Here is a 16,062-nt window from a genome sequence, read left to right on the forward strand (position 1 = left end):
CCCGGGGCCCGCCCCCGCATACCCACCCCCGCACTTGGGCATACGCGACCAATGGCCCGCGTCCTCGCTGCCGTGACCACCGCCCTGCACCGCATACGAAAGCTACGAACGACCCGAAGAAGCCAAGGGATCCGAGGGACCCGAGGGACCCGAACGAACCGCATCCGCCGCCCGCGGACGGCACCCCGCGTCCTCGCCCTCACCCGCCGCTACCGCGTCCGCCGCCCCCACCCGGCGTCCGAACTCGTCCACCAGCCCCACCCGTACGCCCGGGTCCTGGGGCTCATGACCGTCGTCCTGTTCGGCGCCTGGCTGGGGCTGCTGATCGTGGGGAACGTACGCGTGCCGGTCGGCCCCATGGACACCACCATGACGCTGCGGCCCTCCCTCGACGGCGGCACGAAGATCAACGTCGCCCCGCTGGGCGCCCTGGAACTGCGCAGCCACGAGGCCCCGCTGCGCCTGGACGTGGACGTGGACCGGCTCGACCCGGTGCGCTCGCAGGCGCTGGTCGATCATCCGGAGCGGATCTCCGGGCTCCAGGACGAGGTCGCGCGGGATGTGGAGCACGGCACGCTCGATCTGGCCGTACGGTCCAGCGTGGCCGTCGTGTCCGGGGCCACAGCACTCGGCCTCGCGGTCTACCGCCGGCCCCGCCGCGCCCTCGCGGCGGGCGGCCTGGCCCTCACCCTCCTCGCCGCCTGCGGAGGGACGGCCTTCGCCACCTGGAACCCCAACTCGGTCCTGGAGCCGAAGTTCTCCGGGCTGCTCTCCTCCGCCCCCTCCCTGGTCGGCAACGCCCGCAGCATCGTCAGCGAATTCGACGTCTACCAGAAGGAGTTGGCGCGCCTGGTGACGAACGTGACGAAGCTGTACGACGTCACCTCCACGCTTCCCGGCTACGAACCGGACCCGACCACCATCCGGGTCCTGCACGTCTCCGACATCCACCTCAACCCGGCGAGCTGGAAGATCATCGCGTCGCTCGTGGAGCAGTACGACATCAATGTGATCGTCGACTCCGGCGACACGATGGATCACGGTACGGCGGCCGAGAACGGCTTCCTGGACCCGATCGCGGACCTGGGGGCGCCGTACGTCTGGGTCCGGGGCAACCACGACTCCCTCATCACCCAGCACTACCTCGAAAAGATCAAGAACGTGCGCGTCCTGGACAAGGGCCGGGCGGTCACGGTCGCGGGCCTGCGTTTCGCGGGCATCGGCGACCCGTCGTTCACCCCTGACCGGGCGGTCGACCCGGGGGGCGTCCAGGCGCAGCAACTGGCGGGCGATCAGCTGGCGTCGGTGCTGCGCGACCAGCGGGTGGCGGGCACGCCCGTCGACATCGCCATCGCCCACGAGCCGGACGCCGCCCGCCGGACGGACGGCGAGGTGCCACTGGTCCTGGCGGGGCATCTGCACCACCAGGAGATGGAGGTCATGAAGGGCGGAACGCGGCTGCGCATCGAGGGGTCGACGGGCGGCAGCGGTCTGCGCGCCCTGGAGGGCAAGTACCCCGACCCCATCGAGGCCTCCGTCCTCTACCTCGACCGGGACACCCGTCGGCTCCAGGCCTGGGACGAGATCAGGCTCGGCGGGCTGGGCCTGACGACGGCGGAGGTCAGCCGCCACCTCCCCGAGGAGAACAAGCCCGGTGCCGCGCCCCCGTCCCCCACTCCCTCCGGGGAAGGCTCGTCCCCCACCCCGCCCGACGAAGGCTCGACCCCGGCCCCCTCGGGGAGCACCCCCTGAAACCGTTTTGGCGATACCTCCCGCCATCCCATATGCTTCGGACGTCCCCGACGCGCTGCAAAGCGCCCAGGCGGGCCGATAGCCCTCATCGTCTAGCGGCCTAGGACGCCGCCCTTTCAAGGCGGTAGCACGGGTTCGAATCCCGTTGGGGGCACCAGCTACTCATAGGTATCGCAGGCCAAAGCATGTCTTTGGCCTGCGATTTCTTTTTGCGCCCAGCGCGTCGAAGATGTCTCGAAGCCGGTTCGAAGACGGTTCGAAGACGAGCTCGGCGATCTCCAGCTTGTCGAGGTGTTCTGCGACTCTCGCCCGGTCGATCGTCACGGTGTGGTACCTGGTTTCGGTCCTTGGTGTGGTTCTGCGGGGCGACGGACGCCGGCGCGGCCGGGGAAGGGCGGCGGGGTCAGGAGTCCGGCCCGAGCGGAAGGGCCGCGACCGACGAGCCGACGAGCAGGCAGGGTTCGCTCGACCTGTTGCTCCAGGCGTGGTTGGTCCCCCGGATCACGACGGTGTCACCCGGCGTGAGCTTGACCTCGTCGACATCGGTCAGGAGGTAGACCTCACCCCGTACGCAGGTGATGCAGTCGAGGGTGTCGGTGCGGTGCATGCTCGGGTGGCGGCTTCGATCCTCGTCGGTGGCCTTGATGGTCTGCCCGGCCTGCGCACTGAGCTCGTCGAAGACCTGCGCGGATCGCGCGGCGTCCGGGTCGTCCGGCTGCAGTTCGAGCGCACGGCACAGCAGGCCGTTGGGCAGCGGTTCGCGGCGCGGGCCGACGAGAGACCTGTCGCCCTCGATCGAGTTGTCGGCAGGCGTCTCCGCGGTGGCCCACAAGGTCGCTCGCCAGAAGTAGCCTTCCCGCTCCTGGACGTTGCTCAGCTTGTCGTCCAGCACGGCCGAGCGCCCGTGCTCATCGCTGCCGATGACGTAGCGATTGATACGCGACATCGCTCTCCCTCTCTGTTGCGGCTCAGCGGGGTTGTGTCGGTTGCGGCTCAGCGGGCGGGGAATCCGCTCGGCGGCGGAGTCGGACGCGAGAGCTTGGACTTCTGCGACGCCGTGTAGAGGTCGTTGACCATTCCCTCGCAGGCACGCCGGAAGGCCATGATGTCGAGTCCGAGGGTGAAGACCTTGACGCCCATCTCGAGTGCGTCGAGGCAGGTTTCCGGAGTCGGATCGAGGTTGGGCCCACCGATCACCGGGACGTCGTACTTGGCCGCGGCGTCCATCACCCGGCGGTAAGCGGCCTGCACTTTGGGGCTGCGCAGCTGCTCGACCCCCTCGCCCATCGCGAAGGAGAGGTCGCCCACGCCGAAGATCACCATGCTCACTTCGGGCAGTGCGCAGATCTCCTCGATGTTCTCGACCGCGTCGGGGTGTTCGATCAGCGGAACCAGGATGGTCGACTCGTTGTTGCGCCGCGCGTACTCGTTGAAGTCGCTGAACGCATAGCCGGTCGCCCGCACGGCCGGACAGATACCGCGCTTTCCCAGCGGCGGGAAGAACGCGGCGTCAGCGGCCGTCCTGATGTCCGCCGCCGACTTGACCATCGGCAGGAAGATGCCCTCGGCGCCGGCTTCGAGAGCACGGCGGATGGAAGCCTCGTCGTCGAAGCTGGGCACCCGGACCACCGGAACCATGTTCACGTGGTTGGCCGCCCGGATGCTGTCCTCGAGCGCTCGCGGATTGTTCGGCGAATGCTCCGTGTCCAGCATGACGAAGTCGTATCCGGTCAGCCCGAGAACCTCGATCAGCGCACCGTTTCCGGTGAAGCACTGCATTCCCAACGGCACGATTCCCTGGTCGACCATTTCCAGCAGTCGATTGCGGTATGCGCTCACGTCATCCCCTTTTCGTTGGCCACCGCGAGCGTAGACCCAAAGGCAACAAGTCAGCAAGTGACTTGGGGATCTGAAGTCTTCCTGTGAGGGCGGGCGACCCCGCCTCACGGTCGACTCCACGGGCTCCCGCCTTGCGGTACGATCCACAAAGAAGACTTTTAGTCACCTGATGAGTTCGAGGCTGATCAGCCGACCCATGAGGTGGCGGACGATGACGAGGAGAGGGCAGACGGTGACGGCGTTTGTTGCAGACGGTGGCTTCGACCGAAACCGCGCGAGTGTCGCCGATCGCGTACTGCGCGACCTGGAGTCGGGCATCCTGTCGGGCCGCCTGAAGCGCGGCTCCAAGCTCCCCTCCGAGAAGGAGCTGGCCTCCTACTACGGCGTCAGCTCACCGACGATCCGCGAAGCCATCCGGGCGCTCAGCGCGATGCGCCTCGTGGAGGTGCGGCACGGCTCGGGGATGACGGTGATCGCGGACTCCTCCACGCTGATGGCCTCGGCGATGCGGTCGGTGGTCGAGCTGGAGAACATCGACCTGGAGAGCATCCTGAAGCTGGCGGAGACGCTGAACCTCCAGGCGGTCGATCTCGCGATCACGACCGCCACTCCCGAGGAGATCGACGCCGTACTCGACACCGCGAAGTCGTTCAACGACTCCATGTCCAGCGAGGAGTTCACGCAGACTCTGCAGGACTTCCTCAGGGGACTCATCGCCCTGTCCCACAACAAGCTGCTCGAAGTGGTGGCGTCCTTCGTCATCTCGACACACCTGTCGCTGGCCCGCCGGATCCGTCAGGGCCCGGAATCGACGTGGGCATCGGACGTCGCGCGGCTGCGTGGCGTACGTATCGCCATCGTGGAGGCGGTCGCCGCACATGACCGGCAGGCAGCGTCCAAGGCCGTACGGGAGTACACCGCGCAGACGCTCGCGATCGCCGGAGCGACCGTTGACGATCAGCGCGTCGGAGTCGACGACCTGCGCTGAATCCGACGGGGGCCGCCCCTGGCGCACGCCTTCGCGGAGGCGTACGGAAACGTCTGCACGGGCCTTGCACCTAAGTCACCTGGTGACCTAATGTGACAGCCGTGTTAAGGGGCCTCGGACATCCGAACGCCTCTCGACACCGCTCGCAGCCACGCAGAACAACGCGGCCAAAAACCGAGGGTGCGCTCCATGGCGGATCACATATACAAAAGCCAGGATTTCCACAGAGTTGAGCGCGGCCGGGTCGCCGACCGCATTTTCGACGACTTGCGGAATCAAATCCTTCACGGAGCGCTGCCCGACGGATCACGCCTCCCGCCGGAACGGATTCTCGCCGAGCGGTACGGCGTCAGCAGCGCCACGGTGCGCGAATCGGTTCGTGCCCTGACGGCCATGGGCCTGGTCAGTGTCCGGCACGGCAGCGGAACATATGTCACCGCTTCGACCGACACCATGATCGCTGTGTCACTCGCTTCGGTGATCAAGCTGAAGGACGTCGGCGCAGTCGAATTCCTCGGCCTCCAGGCCGCGTTGAATGCCTACGCGGTCGAGTTGGCGGCGCGCTGCGCCTCCGACGAGGAGATCGCCTCGCTCAGAGCGGCTGCCGAGAAACTGGCTGCCATCCGGAGTGTGGACCGGGCCGCGGCCGATCTCAGGCACTACCTCCACCGGCTCTCCGAGATCTCCCACAGCGCGCTCCTCGCGTCGTTGTGCGGATTCTTCGCCGACGTCCAGGTGCAGTTGGCGTTCGAACTGTCCGGTGGTCCCAAGCTCGCCGACTGGCAGCGCATCGCGGGCGCCCTCCATCCGCAGCGCATTGCCGTCGTGGAAGCCCTTGAGGCCCGGGACGGCGAGCGGGCGGCGAAGATGGTCCGAATCCACCATGCCCGCGCACTCGAACTGATCACTTCCTCGCCGCGCGGCGCCGAGATCAGAGCCTCGGGCCCCCTCTATTCACAGCTGATCGCATCCCTCCTGAACACCCGGACCGAAGCACATCCGAGTGACGGGGCCCCTGAGCCGCAATAGCGCATGCCCGAGCGAGCCCCACCGAGCCCGAACACCACGGAACTGAGCCCGAATTCAGCAGAAATGGAAAGGGATGACCCATGAGTACTGGTGCGCGCGTCGAGGTCGGCTCGGTTCTTGACACGGGGCGTATGTCACGCCCCACCCTGACCGTCATCCTCCTGTGCGCGGCGGTCGCGCTACTGGACGGGCTCGATACCCAGTTGATCTCCCTCGCGGCCCCCGCCATGGGGCCCGACCTGCATCTGAAGCCCTCGGGATTCGGCACCGTGTTCGGCATCGGGCTCTTCGGCGGACTGATCGGGGCCACGGTGGCCGGAGTGATCGGCGACCGCGTGGGCCGCAGGCCGTTGGTGACCTTCGGGGTCCTGGCGTTCGGCGTCGTCACCCTCGTGACGCCGTTCGTCGGCTCGGTCGGTGCGCTGGAGACCGTTCGGTTCTTCACCGGAATCGGTCTCGGCGCCGCCCTGCCCGGCATCATCTCGCTCGCCTCGGAGTACGCACCCGCGAAGTCCCGGGCGACGGTCGTCGGGCTGATGTTCTGCGGCTTTCCGATGGGCGCGGTGATCGGCGGAGTCCTGGCGAACTGGCTGATCCCCGCGCACGGTTGGCAGAGCGTCTTCTACGTCGGCGGTGTCGTACCGCTGCTGTTGCTGCCGCTGCTTGTGTTCCGGTTGCCCGAGTCCGCCCGGTTCCTCGCCGCACGCGGCGACGGCGTGGCGGCGGCCAGGATCCTGGAACGGCTGGGGATCCCGGCCGACGGCGCCGGCGCGAGGGACGAAGGCCCCGCGGAGAGCCGGTCTCCCGTGGCGGCCCTGTTCAAAGAGGGCAGGGGCCCGGGCACGGTCCTGCTGTGGGCCGCGATGTTCCTGACCTTGCTCATGACGTACTTTCTGGTCACGTGGTTGCCCAGCGTCGCCATCGCGGCCGGGGCGGACAGCGGCCTGCTCGCCGTCTCCACACTGAATCTCGGAGGCATCCTCGGGTGCCTGGTGATCGGCCGGCTCGCGGACCGGGGCCGCCCGCCCCTCGTGATCGGCGGCGCGTACACCCTGGGTGCCGTCGCCGTCGCCCTCATCGGCTGGGCCACCGCGTCGGACGGCATGCTGCTCGTCGTCACCTTCGTCGCCGGTCTGCTCAGCCTGGGCGCGCAGATGTGCACGATTCCGCTGATCCCCCAGTTCTACGACACGGCTCAGCGCGCCACCGGCGTCGGCTGGTCCATGGGCTGGGGGCGACTGGGCGGCATCGCGGGCCCGGTGGTGGGCGGGTGGCTGATCGCCGCGGAGCTCACCACGTCCTCTCTCTTCGTCCTCGCGGGCGGCGTCTCCCTCTGCGCCGCGGCGGTGCTGTTCGGGTTCGGCATGCTCAAGCGGAGCACCGCGGGTCCCGCCACGGTGATCGCTCCCGTCCAGGACGCCGTCGGCCCGGCCTGATCACAGGCTCACCCGCCCGACCGGTGCGCACAGCAAAACCGCATACGGTGCCGTGCCCGCTGTTTGCCCCTCACCACGTCAAGGAACGGAACCATGGAAGTTCTCCTGCTCAAGCACGCCTCGCAGATGGTCGACGGCGCACTGGAACACGGACGCGCCCTGGAGTGCCATCCGCTGACCGTCGCCGTCCTCGACCCAGGGGGTCATCTGCTCGCCCTCAAGCGCGAGGACGACAGCGGGATCCTGCGGCCGGACATCGCCACGGCCAAGGCGTGGGGAGCGCTGGGCATGGGCGCCGGAGGCCGCGATCTGGCGCGGCGGGCCGCCACGGCACCCGCCTTCTTCGAGGCCCTGAGCGCCATCTCCGGCGGACGGATCGCCCCGGTTCCCGGTGGCGTACTCGTCCGCGACGCGGCGGGCCACATCATCGGCGCGGTGGGGATCAGCGGAGATCACCCCGACAAGGACGAGGCGTGCGCGGTGCACGCCATCGAGAGCGCCGGCTTCACAGCAGACTGCGGCTGACAGCTACCTGGGAGTTCGGGAGGCATCTCATGCGGACGGTGCGCGTCGAGCAGGGATCGGTGACGGGCAAGGAGATCGGCGAAGTGCACGCCTTCCTGGGCCTGCCCTACGCGGCCCCACCGGTCGGCGCGCTGCGGTGGCGACCGCCGGCCCCGCCCGCGCCGTGGTCCGGGGTGCGTGCGGCGACGGCGTTCGGCGCGGCAGCGATCCAGACGGCGGGCAACGGGCGCGGGCCCGGCCTGGGCGTCGAGCAGAGCGAGGACTGCCTGTACCTGAACGTCTGGACCCCCGAAGCGGACGGCGCCGCGCGCCTGCCGGTCATGGTGTGGATCCACGGCGGCGGATTCATCGGCGGCTCGGCATCGGATCCGTCGTTCTCGGGCGAGACCCTGGCACGCGGCGGTGTGGTCGTCGTCTCGCTCAACTACCGGCTGGGAGCCTTCGGCTTCCTGACCGATCCGCGGACCGGCACCAACTTCGCGGTGGGCGACTGGGTCGCGGCCCTGACCTGGGTGGCGGACAACATCACCGCCTTCGGGGGCGACCCGGGCAACGTGACCGTCTTCGGCCAGTCCGCCGGCGCCGTCGCGGTGCGCACACTGTTGTCCACGCCTTTTGCCCGGGGCCTGTTCCACCGGGGAATCATCCAGAGCGCGGGCTTCGAGGACTACGCCGTGGTCGCCTCGCCGTCCTACGAGCGTGCCGCGCGGGCGACGCAGGAGGTCTTCGGCCTCCTGGGCAGCCAAGACCCCGACGAGCTGCGGCAGTTGTCCGCCGAGCGGGTGCGTGAGGCTTCCTGGGCGATGGCCGGCACCACGGCGCCCCCTGGCCAGCTGCACACACCCGCGAACCTCGTGTGGTACCCGACGGTGGACGGCGAGGTCGTGACGCGGGACTTCGCCAACTGGCCCGCGAACCTGCCCGTGATGCTCGGCAGCACCCAGGACGAGGCACGGTTCTTCCACCGGCCGGACGGCTTGCACGGCGGCCGCCGCGGTCTCGACCCGGCCGAGGTCTACACACCCCGTACGCTCGCCGCGATGGCCGACAGGCTGGGCGGCTCCCGCGCCGACGACATCCTCGCCCACTTCGACGACAGCGGACTGACGACGTACGAGGCGCTGGCCGAGCTGTCCACCAGCGCCGTCTGGCACGAGCCGGAGCTGGCCTCCTACGAGCGCTTCGCCGCCCTGGGCCGTACGTGCTACTCGTACCGCTTCGCGCGCGTCTCACCGTCCGCCCGCCGCTCGGGCCTGCTCGCCTTCCACACGGCCGAGCTTCCGTATCTCTTCCGCCGGATCGCTCCGGGCGAGGAGTACGACGAGACCGATGCCGGGATCGGCGACGTGATGCGGCACGCCTGGACGGAGTTCGCCCGCACCGGCGTTCCGCGGGGCCCCGACGGCGGGGCGTGGCCGGCCTGGGACACGTCGGCTCCGCGGCAGACGGTGATCGCGGACACCGTACGCAGCGCGGCGCTGCACGTCGGCCCCGTCACCGAGTTGATCCACTCGCTCCGCAAGACGCCCGACGAGGTCACCTTCGCCGACTCCCCGGACGTGCATCCCCGGGCATGATCCATCGGCCGGTGCTCAGCCCAGACCGTCCGCACCGACCTGGACGGCGGACTCGTCGAGCAGTGTCTCGGTGACCGGCTGCGGCGAGCCGTCGAGGCCGAGGACGGGGCTGGCCTCCTTGTACCAGGACTCGATGACCGCGCTTCCCCAGAAGTCGCGGCGGCGGTCGTCGTGGACGTTCCACCGGTAGGTCTCGTGGCCGGGGTCACCGGTGTAGTAGTCGGAGGTGTAGATCTCCACCCGGTGTCCGTCGGGGTCACGCAGGTAGAGATAGAAGGCGTTGGAGACGCCGTGGCGGCCGGGTCCGCGTTCGATGTGGTGCTCCTTGCGGAGCGCACCGAAGATGTCCGCGGTGTGCAGCACGTGGTGGGACTCGTGCGTGGCCACGCCCACGTGGTGCAGCCGCGGACCGGCGCCACCGGTGAAGGCGACGTCGTGGACGGTCTGTTTGCGGTACATCCAGGCGGCGTACAGCTCGTGCTCGTCGCCTTCGATGGTCTCCGAGCAGCCGAAACCGAGCGCCTTGTAGTGCGCGTACGCGGCCGGGATGTCCGGGGTGCAGATGTTGAAGTGGTCCAGGCGGGCGACCTGGGCTCCGCGGTGCAGGTCGTAGCGCTGGATGAGCCGTTCCGCCTGCTCGATGTCGTGGAAGAACTCCACCGGGAAGCCCAGCGGGTCCAGGACCCGCACCGAGTCACCGACACCCTGGGTGCCCGCGCCCTTGGGGACGCGGCGCACCGGGCAGCCGAGGCGGGTGAAGTACCGCTCGGCCCTGTCGACGTCCTCCGGGGTGCGGACGCGGTAGGCGATGTGGTCGAGGGCGGCGACCTCGCCCTGGCGCAGCACGAGCGAGTGGTGGGTCAGTTCGTCGGTGCCGCGCAGGCAGAGGCTCCCGGCGTCCTCGTACTGCACGTGGAAGCCGAGCATGTCCACCCAGAACCACCGGGCTCTGGCCAGGTCGGTGACCACGAGCTGGGCGTAGGCGGAGCGGACGACATCGGGTGCCGGGGTGTTCATGTGGTGGCTCCGAAGCGGGGGGTGTGCACCTCTCCGAGCGCCACGTGCACGATCTTCGACTCGGTGTAGAAGTCGATGCTGTGCGCGCCGCCCTCCCGGCCCAGACCGCTGGACTTGACGCCGCCGAAGGGGGTGCGCAGGTCGCGTACGTTGTGGGAGTTGATCCACACCATGCCGGACTGGACGGCGTGCGCGATGCGGTGACCGCGTTTCAGGTCGGACGTCCATATGTAGGCGGCGAGGCCGTACTGGGTGGCGTTGGCCAGCTCGACCGCCTCGTCCTCGGTGTCGAAGGGGGCGACCGCGACGACCGGGCCGAAGATCTCCTCCTGGAAGATCCGGGCGTCCCGGGAGACGTCGGCGAAGACGGTGGGCTGAAGGTAGTTGCCCTCCGGAAGGTGATCCGGGCGCCGGCCGCCGGCGACCAGGCGGGCCTCCTTCTCACCGACCTCCACATAGTCAAGGACCCGGGCGTAGTGCTCGGGATGGACGAGGGCGCCGACCTCGGTGGCGGGGTCCGACGGCGGGCCGACGCGTACGTTCGCGGCGCGCTCGGCGAGGCGGCGGGTGAACTCCTCGTACACCGGCCGCTGCACCAGCACCCGTGAACCGGCGGTGCAGCGCTCGCCGTTGAGGGAGAAGACGCCGAAGACCACCGAGTCCAGGGCGGCTTCGAGGTCGGCGTCCGCGAAGACGACGACCGGCGACTTGCCGCCCAGCTCCATCGACGTGGTTTTGAGGTGCTGGGCACTTGACCGGACGATGTGGCGGCCGGTGTCCGTGGAGCCGGTGAAGGAGATCAGCGGCACGTCCGGATGGTCGACCAGGGCCTGCCCGGCCTCCTCGCCGATGCCGTGCACGATGTTCACCACACCGGCCGGGACGCCTGCCTCGGCGAGGATCTCCGGCCAGAGGGAGGCCGACAGCGGGGTCCACTCGGCGGGCTTGAGGATGAGCGTGCAGCCGGAGGCCAGCGCCGGGGCGAGCTTCCAGCTTTCCAGCATGAACGGGGTGTTCCACGGCGTGATCAGCCCGGCCACCCCGACCGGGGAACGGACCACGTAACTGAACTGCTCCTCGCCCTGGCGGTACGCCTCCTCGCCGAGGGTCACGATGACATCGGCGAAGTAGCGGAAGTTCTCCGCCGCTCGGCGGGCCTGGCCGCGCGCCTGGGTGAGGGGCAGCCCGGAGTCGTATGACTCGAATGCGGCCAGTTGCTCATGGCGTGCCTCGACGGCGTCCGCGATGCGGTTCAGGGCGGTGGCCCGGGCCCGGTTCGACAGTCCGGACCAGGCGGGGAACGCCGACCTGGCGGCGGCCACCGCACGGTCGATGTCCGGTGGGCCGCCCGCGGCGGCCTGGGCGTACCCGGTGTTCGAGACCGGGTCGGCCACCTCGAAGGTGCGGCCGTCGGCGCTGTCGACGGCTTCGCCGCCTATCCAGTGCCGGATGGTGCCGGGCAGTCCTGCCGGGCGGGTGCGGGGCATGGCTCCTCCGTAGGTTGTTCGGCGGCTCAGACGGGTTGGAGCAGGTCGGTGCCCTCGGCGAGATACGCCCTGATGCGGGCCAGGCCGGGCTCGGTGGGGGTGATGAGCGGTGGCCGTACATGGGCGGAGGCGATGCGCCCCTGCTGGTGCAGCACCCACTTGGCGGGCGCCGGATTGGTCTCGACGAAGAGCAGGTCGACCAACGGATGCAGGCGGAAGTGCAGTTCGCGGGCGGCTGCCTGGCTCTCGGGGTCGCCCGCCTCCCACAGCTCGTACATACGGGCCACCGCGGCCGGAGCCAGGTTGGCCACGGCGCTGACGAAACCCGCCCCGCCCAGCGCCATCAGCGGCAGGCAGAGCAGCTCGATGCCCGACCAGACCAGCAGTTCGGGGCCGCAGAGGTGCAGCACCCGCGAGAAGTGCTCGAAGTCCTTGGTGGTCTCCTTGACGCCGACGATGTTGTCGAAGTCGGCGAAGAGCCGCCCGACGGTGTCCGGCGCGATGTCGACCGCCGTGCGCGACGGCACGTTGTAGACGACCAGCGGCAGGTCGGGGAACTCCCGGGCCACCGTGGCGTACCACCGGTAGAGGGCCTCCTGCGTCGGACGGGCGTAGTAGGGGGTGATGACCAACGCCGCGTCGGCGCCCAACTCCTGGGCCGCGGCGGTGATCTCCAGGGTCTCGTCCAGCTTGTGCGATCCGGTGCCGGGCACGAAGGGCACCCGGTCGGCGATCTCCTCCGTCGCGGTGCGCATGGCGGCGATCCGCTCCGCGGCACTCTGCGCGCTGGGTTCGCCGGTGGAGCCGCCCAGCGAGATGCCGTGCGAGCCCGACTCCAACTGCCAGCGGACCAGGCCGCGCAGGCTGTCGTGGTCGACGGCTCCGGCGTCGGTGAACGGGGTGACGACGGGGACGATGGAACCGCGGATCGCGGCCGGGTCGCTGCGGAACTTCATGTGACCTCTCCCTGCTGGGCGTGCCTGACACGCCACTGCTCATACGGTCCCTGCCAGTCGGGGCCCAGCGGATACAGCCCGTCGACCGACCGGCCGGCCTGCACCTGCTCGGTGATGAAGCGCTCCTGCGACTCCTGCTCGGCGCTGTCGGCGATCAGCTCCTCGGCGAGCGAGGGATCGATGACGACCACGCCGTCGGCGTCGCCGACCAGCAGATCGCCGGGCTGAACGAGGGCCCCGCCGCAGGCGATCGGGATGCCGGTGTCCCAGGGGATGTGGCGGCGGCCAAGGACGGAGGGGTGCGTGCCGCCGCAGTACACCGGCAGTTCGAGCGCGGTGACCGCCGCGCTGTCGCGCAGCGCCCCGTCCGTGACGACCCCGGCGGCCCCGCGCCGCAGGGCGCGCAGGGCGAGGATGTCGCCGAGGGTGCCCGCCGTGGTGTCCCGGCGGGCGTCCATGACCAGGACCTGGCCGGGCCGCAGTTCCTCGATGGCCCGCTTCTGGGCGTTCATGCCGTTGCCGTAGCGCGTGAACAAGTCCTCGCGCAGCGGCAGATAGCGCAGCGTGTGGGCGACGCCGACCATCTTGTCGCCGGGCCGGGTGGGGCGTACCCCGTCGATGCTGCTCTGCGCCAGGCCGCGCTTGCGCAACTGCGCGCTGAGCGTGGCCACCGCGATGCCCCGCAGTCCTTGCTCGATCCGCTTGTCCAGCACCGGTTCGGGTTCGTACGCCGAGCCCCAGGCCGCGGCGCGCTCGGCCTGACCGGCCCGGGGCATCGCACCCCAGGCCTCCAGGTCGTGACCGGCCTCGGCGATCGGGTTGCGCAGCCGTCCGGTGCTGACGGTGCCGTCGCCCGCCTCGACCTCCACCGTGTCGCCGGGCGAGACGACGGACGCGCCGGCCGGGGTGCCGGTGAGGATGACGTCCCCGGGCTCCAGGGTGACCAGTCGCGACAGGTCGGCGATCAGGTCCCCGAACGGGAACAGCAGGGTGTCGGTGGTGTCGTCCTGGACGAGCTCGCCGTTGACCCAGGTCCGCAACCGGAGGGCCGACGGGTCGAGTTGGCGTGCGTCCAGCAGCCGCGGGCCGATCGGGGTGAACCCGTCGGCGCCCTTGGACCGCAGGTTGGAGCCGAGGTCGGCATGGCGCAGGTCGTAGACACCGGCGTCGTTGGCGGCGGTCACGTAGGCGACGTGGCTCCAGCCGTCCTGCGGGGCGACCCGGTGCGCGCGGTCCCCGATCACCAGGGCGATCTCGCCCTCGAACGCCAGCAGTTCGCAACCGCGCGGGCGGTGCACCGGGTCGCCGCTGCCGACCAGCGACGACGGTGGTTTGAGGAAGTACGACGGCTGGTCGGGCACCCGTCCGCGTTCCGCCGCCCTGCTGCGGTAGTTGAGGTGGACGGCGATGATCTTCGACGGTGTCGTACCGAGCGGGTGAGGCATCAGCCGCGCTCCTGATCCGGGTCGAGGCCCTGGTCCGGGTCCTGACCCTGACCCTGACCCTGACCCGGGTCCGGGTCCGGGTCCGGGTCCGGGTGACGGACGCGTTCACGCAGGGACAGCAGACCGTCGACCGCGTCCATGGCCGGGCTGGGGGCGCCGGTGCGCCGGGCGAGTTCGCGTACGGCGCCGAGAATGGCGTCCGTCTCCAGGCGCCGGCCGCGGTCGGAGTCCTGGAGCATCGAGGTGCGGAAGTTGCCGAGCCGGGCGGCGACTTCGAGCCGCTCGTCCGCCGACATGGTGGTCGGGATGCCGAGCCTCGCGCCGACCTCGGCCGTCTCCTTGAAGATGTCCGCACAGAGCTGTCGCAGATCCGGGCTCCGGAGGATTTCGAGCACCGTGCCGCCGGTCAGCGCGCTGACCGGGTTGAGGTTCACGTTGCCGAGCAGCTTCTCCCACATCGCCGTGCGGATGCCCACGCTCACCTCGGCGCGAACCGGGCCCGCGGACAGCGCCTTGGCGCACCGGTCGACACGGGCGGAGGCCCCGCCGAACGGGTCTCCGATGATCAGGCGGTCGCCGCCGGAATGCGTCACATGGCCAGGCTCCGGGACAGAACTGCTGAAGTGGGCGACGCCGGCCATCACCCGGGAAGGCGGCAGCAGGTCCAGCAGACCGCCGTCCGGGTCCACCTTCCGGATCACCTGGTAGCCGAAGCCGTCCACCGTGGCCAGCAACCACCACGGGACACCGTTGGCCACCACGAGCACGTCGGCACCGGCCTCGATCCACGGCCGGACGCGGGCGACGGCCGCGGGCAGGTCCTGGCTCTTGACGCAGATGACCACCAGGTCCGGCTCGGGGAGCAGCGCCGGGTCGTGGGCGGCGACAAGGCCGTACCGGGCGGTGCTGCCCGCGCTGTCCACCAGCAGCCCGTGCTCGACGATGGCGTCCAGATGAGCGCCCGGCGCTCCCAGCAGGGACACCTGCGCGCCGCCCGCGGTGAACGACGCGGCCAGGGTCGCGCCGACCGCGCCGGGTCCGACAATCGTGATCTTCAAGGCCATCCCTCAGCTCTGGTAGGACGGATCGATCAGCTACGTTCGGTCAGCTCTGTTCGATCAGCTCCGGTAGGACGGATCGATGCGGTCGATCTTGCGTCGCAGTGCCTCGAAGAGGACCCGTCCCGCGTCGGTACGGTCCCCCAGCTGGAAGGACTCCCGCGTCGACTGGACCGCTGCCTCGCGGCTGACCTTGGTCAGCGGCCGGCCGGTGGAGGTCGCGGCGAGCTGGAGCTCGCAGGCCCGCTGCAGAGTCCACAGGGCCGAGAAGGCGGCCGGCAGGGTCGGCCCCAGCGCCAGCAGGCCGTGATTGCGCAGGATCATCAGATTGCGCTCGCCCAGGTCCTCGACCAGCCGCGGCCGCTCCTCCGGATTGACCGTGACGCCCTCGAAGTCGTGGTAGGCGACCATCTCGAACAGCTGGGCGGAGTAGAAGTTGTCCGGGTCCAGGCCGTCGCCGATACAGGCGACGCCACTGCCTGCCGTGGTGTGGGTGTGCATGATGCAGTGGGCGTCGGAGCGGCTCGCGTGCAGGGTGGTGTGGATCAGCAGCCCGGCCTCGTTCACCGGCCAGGGCGAGTCGGAGAGGATGTTCCCCTCGTAATCGATCTTCACCAGGTTCGACGCGGTGACCTCGTGGTACATCAGGCCGAACGGGTTGATCAGCAGGCTGCCCTCCTCGTCGGGCACCCGCAGCGTGATGTGATTGAAGATCATTTCGACCCAGCCCAGATGATCGAAAACCCGGTAGCAGGCGGCCAGTTCGAGCCGCGCATGCCATTCGGCGTCGCTCATGGATCCCGGGGTCCGGCCGGTTGAGGGGTGCGTCAGAACGGTCATCGCCGGCTCCTTCGTGTCGCGGCGCACTGGACTTGAGCATGGGGCGACGAACCACCCAGGACAATGTCGAAACGTACACTCGATGACGGGTGTGAATGTCGGACCCGACACTG

Annotated in this window: 14 protein-coding genes and 1 tRNA gene; 7 read left to right on the forward strand and 8 right to left on the reverse strand. The window is 69.7% G+C overall.

Annotation, left to right across the window (positions count from 1 at the left end; genetic code table 11):
- The first annotated feature begins 51 nt into the window (after positions 1 to 51).
- The gene (locus ACIPC1_RS36680; RefSeq protein ID WP_402525275.1) at positions 52 to 1,752 is read left to right on the forward strand and encodes a metallophosphoesterase; all 1,701 of its coding nucleotides are present in this window, start codon (positions 52 to 54) and stop codon (positions 1,750 to 1,752) included.
- A gap of 81 nt (positions 1,753 to 1,833) precedes the next feature.
- Positions 1,834 to 1,909: transfer RNA gene (locus ACIPC1_RS36685), tRNA-Glu, on the forward strand.
- 246 nt (positions 1,910 to 2,155) lie between these two features.
- Here the strand turns inward: ACIPC1_RS36685 and ACIPC1_RS36690 are convergent.
- Together ACIPC1_RS36690 and ACIPC1_RS36695 are read right to left on the reverse strand one after the other, a co-directional pair.
- Positions 2,156 to 2,698 (reverse strand): cupin domain-containing protein, encoded by a 543-nt coding sequence (locus ACIPC1_RS36690; protein ID WP_384378584.1) that lies wholly within the window; start codon positions 2,696 to 2,698, stop codon positions 2,156 to 2,158.
- A gap of 47 nt (positions 2,699 to 2,745) precedes the next feature.
- Positions 2,746 to 3,591 carry an HpcH/HpaI aldolase/citrate lyase family protein gene (locus ACIPC1_RS36695; RefSeq protein WP_402525280.1) on the reverse strand — a complete coding sequence of 282 codons (846 nt, stop codon included), beginning with the start codon at positions 3,589 to 3,591 and terminating at the stop codon, positions 2,746 to 2,748.
- A gap of 232 nt (positions 3,592 to 3,823) precedes the next feature.
- Here ACIPC1_RS36695 and ACIPC1_RS36700 point away from each other — a divergent pair, with 232 nt between their 5' ends.
- The 5 genes from ACIPC1_RS36700 to ACIPC1_RS36720 all read left to right on the forward strand — a co-directional run bounded on the left by ACIPC1_RS36700 (position 3,824) and on the right by ACIPC1_RS36720 (position 9,146).
- Complete coding sequence (locus ACIPC1_RS36700) at positions 3,824 to 4,579, forward strand: FadR/GntR family transcriptional regulator (RefSeq protein WP_402525283.1); 756 nt, start codon at positions 3,824 to 3,826, stop codon at positions 4,577 to 4,579.
- Positions 4,580 to 4,768: 189 nt separating this feature from the next.
- Complete coding sequence (locus ACIPC1_RS36705; protein ID WP_402525285.1) at positions 4,769 to 5,608, forward strand: FadR/GntR family transcriptional regulator; 840 nt, start codon at positions 4,769 to 4,771, stop codon at positions 5,606 to 5,608.
- Between the two features lie 80 nt (positions 5,609 to 5,688).
- Positions 5,689 to 7,044 (forward strand): MFS transporter, encoded by a 1,356-nt coding sequence (locus ACIPC1_RS36710; protein ID WP_402525288.1) that lies wholly within the window; start codon positions 5,689 to 5,691, stop codon positions 7,042 to 7,044.
- 93 nt (positions 7,045 to 7,137) lie between these two features.
- Positions 7,138 to 7,569, forward strand: coding sequence for a heme-binding protein (locus ACIPC1_RS36715; RefSeq protein WP_402525290.1), 432 nt, complete (start codon positions 7,138 to 7,140; stop codon positions 7,567 to 7,569).
- Between the two features lie 29 nt (positions 7,570 to 7,598).
- On the forward strand, positions 7,599 to 9,146 hold the full coding sequence (locus ACIPC1_RS36720) for a carboxylesterase/lipase family protein (RefSeq protein WP_402525292.1): 1,548 nt from the start codon (positions 7,599 to 7,601) through the stop codon (positions 9,144 to 9,146).
- A 15-nt stretch (positions 9,147 to 9,161) separates the two neighbouring features.
- Here ACIPC1_RS36720 and hpaD read toward each other — a convergent pair whose 3' ends face one another.
- The 6 genes from hpaD to ACIPC1_RS36750 are packed head-to-tail and all read right to left on the reverse strand — an operon-like array spanning position 9,162 to position 15,949.
- On the reverse strand, positions 9,162 to 10,163 hold the full coding sequence (hpaD, locus tag ACIPC1_RS36725) for a 3,4-dihydroxyphenylacetate 2,3-dioxygenase (protein WP_402525294.1): 1,002 nt from the start codon (positions 10,161 to 10,163) through the stop codon (positions 9,162 to 9,164).
- On the reverse strand, positions 10,160 to 11,650 hold the full coding sequence (gene hpaE / locus ACIPC1_RS36730) for a 5-carboxymethyl-2-hydroxymuconate semialdehyde dehydrogenase (protein WP_402525297.1): 1,491 nt from the start codon (positions 11,648 to 11,650) through the stop codon (positions 10,160 to 10,162). The genes hpaD and hpaE overlap by 4 nt, the downstream gene beginning before the upstream one ends.
- A 26-nt stretch (positions 11,651 to 11,676) precedes the next feature.
- Positions 11,677 to 12,606 (reverse strand): 4-hydroxy-tetrahydrodipicolinate synthase, encoded by a 930-nt coding sequence (gene dapA, locus ACIPC1_RS36735; RefSeq protein ID WP_402525299.1) that lies wholly within the window; start codon positions 12,604 to 12,606, stop codon positions 11,677 to 11,679.
- Positions 12,603 to 14,051 (reverse strand): fumarylacetoacetate hydrolase family protein, encoded by a 1,449-nt coding sequence (locus tag ACIPC1_RS36740; RefSeq protein ID WP_402525301.1) that lies wholly within the window; start codon positions 14,049 to 14,051, stop codon positions 12,603 to 12,605. The genes dapA and ACIPC1_RS36740 overlap by 4 nt, the downstream gene beginning before the upstream one ends.
- On the reverse strand, positions 14,051 to 15,109 hold the full coding sequence (locus ACIPC1_RS36745; protein WP_402525304.1) for a ketopantoate reductase family protein: 1,059 nt from the start codon (positions 15,107 to 15,109) through the stop codon (positions 14,051 to 14,053). The genes ACIPC1_RS36740 and ACIPC1_RS36745 overlap by 1 nt, the downstream gene beginning before the upstream one ends.
- A gap of 60 nt (positions 15,110 to 15,169) precedes the next feature.
- A complete protein-coding gene (locus tag ACIPC1_RS36750) occupies positions 15,170 to 15,949 on the reverse strand; it encodes a class II aldolase/adducin family protein (protein ID WP_402525306.1) in 780 nt (259 codons plus the stop codon).
- Between the last annotated feature and the right edge of the window lie 113 nt (positions 15,950 to 16,062).

Source organism: Streptomyces sp. NPDC087263 (genome assembly GCF_044744645.1).
Classification (GTDB): Bacteria; Actinomycetota; Actinomycetes; order Streptomycetales; family Streptomycetaceae; genus Streptomyces.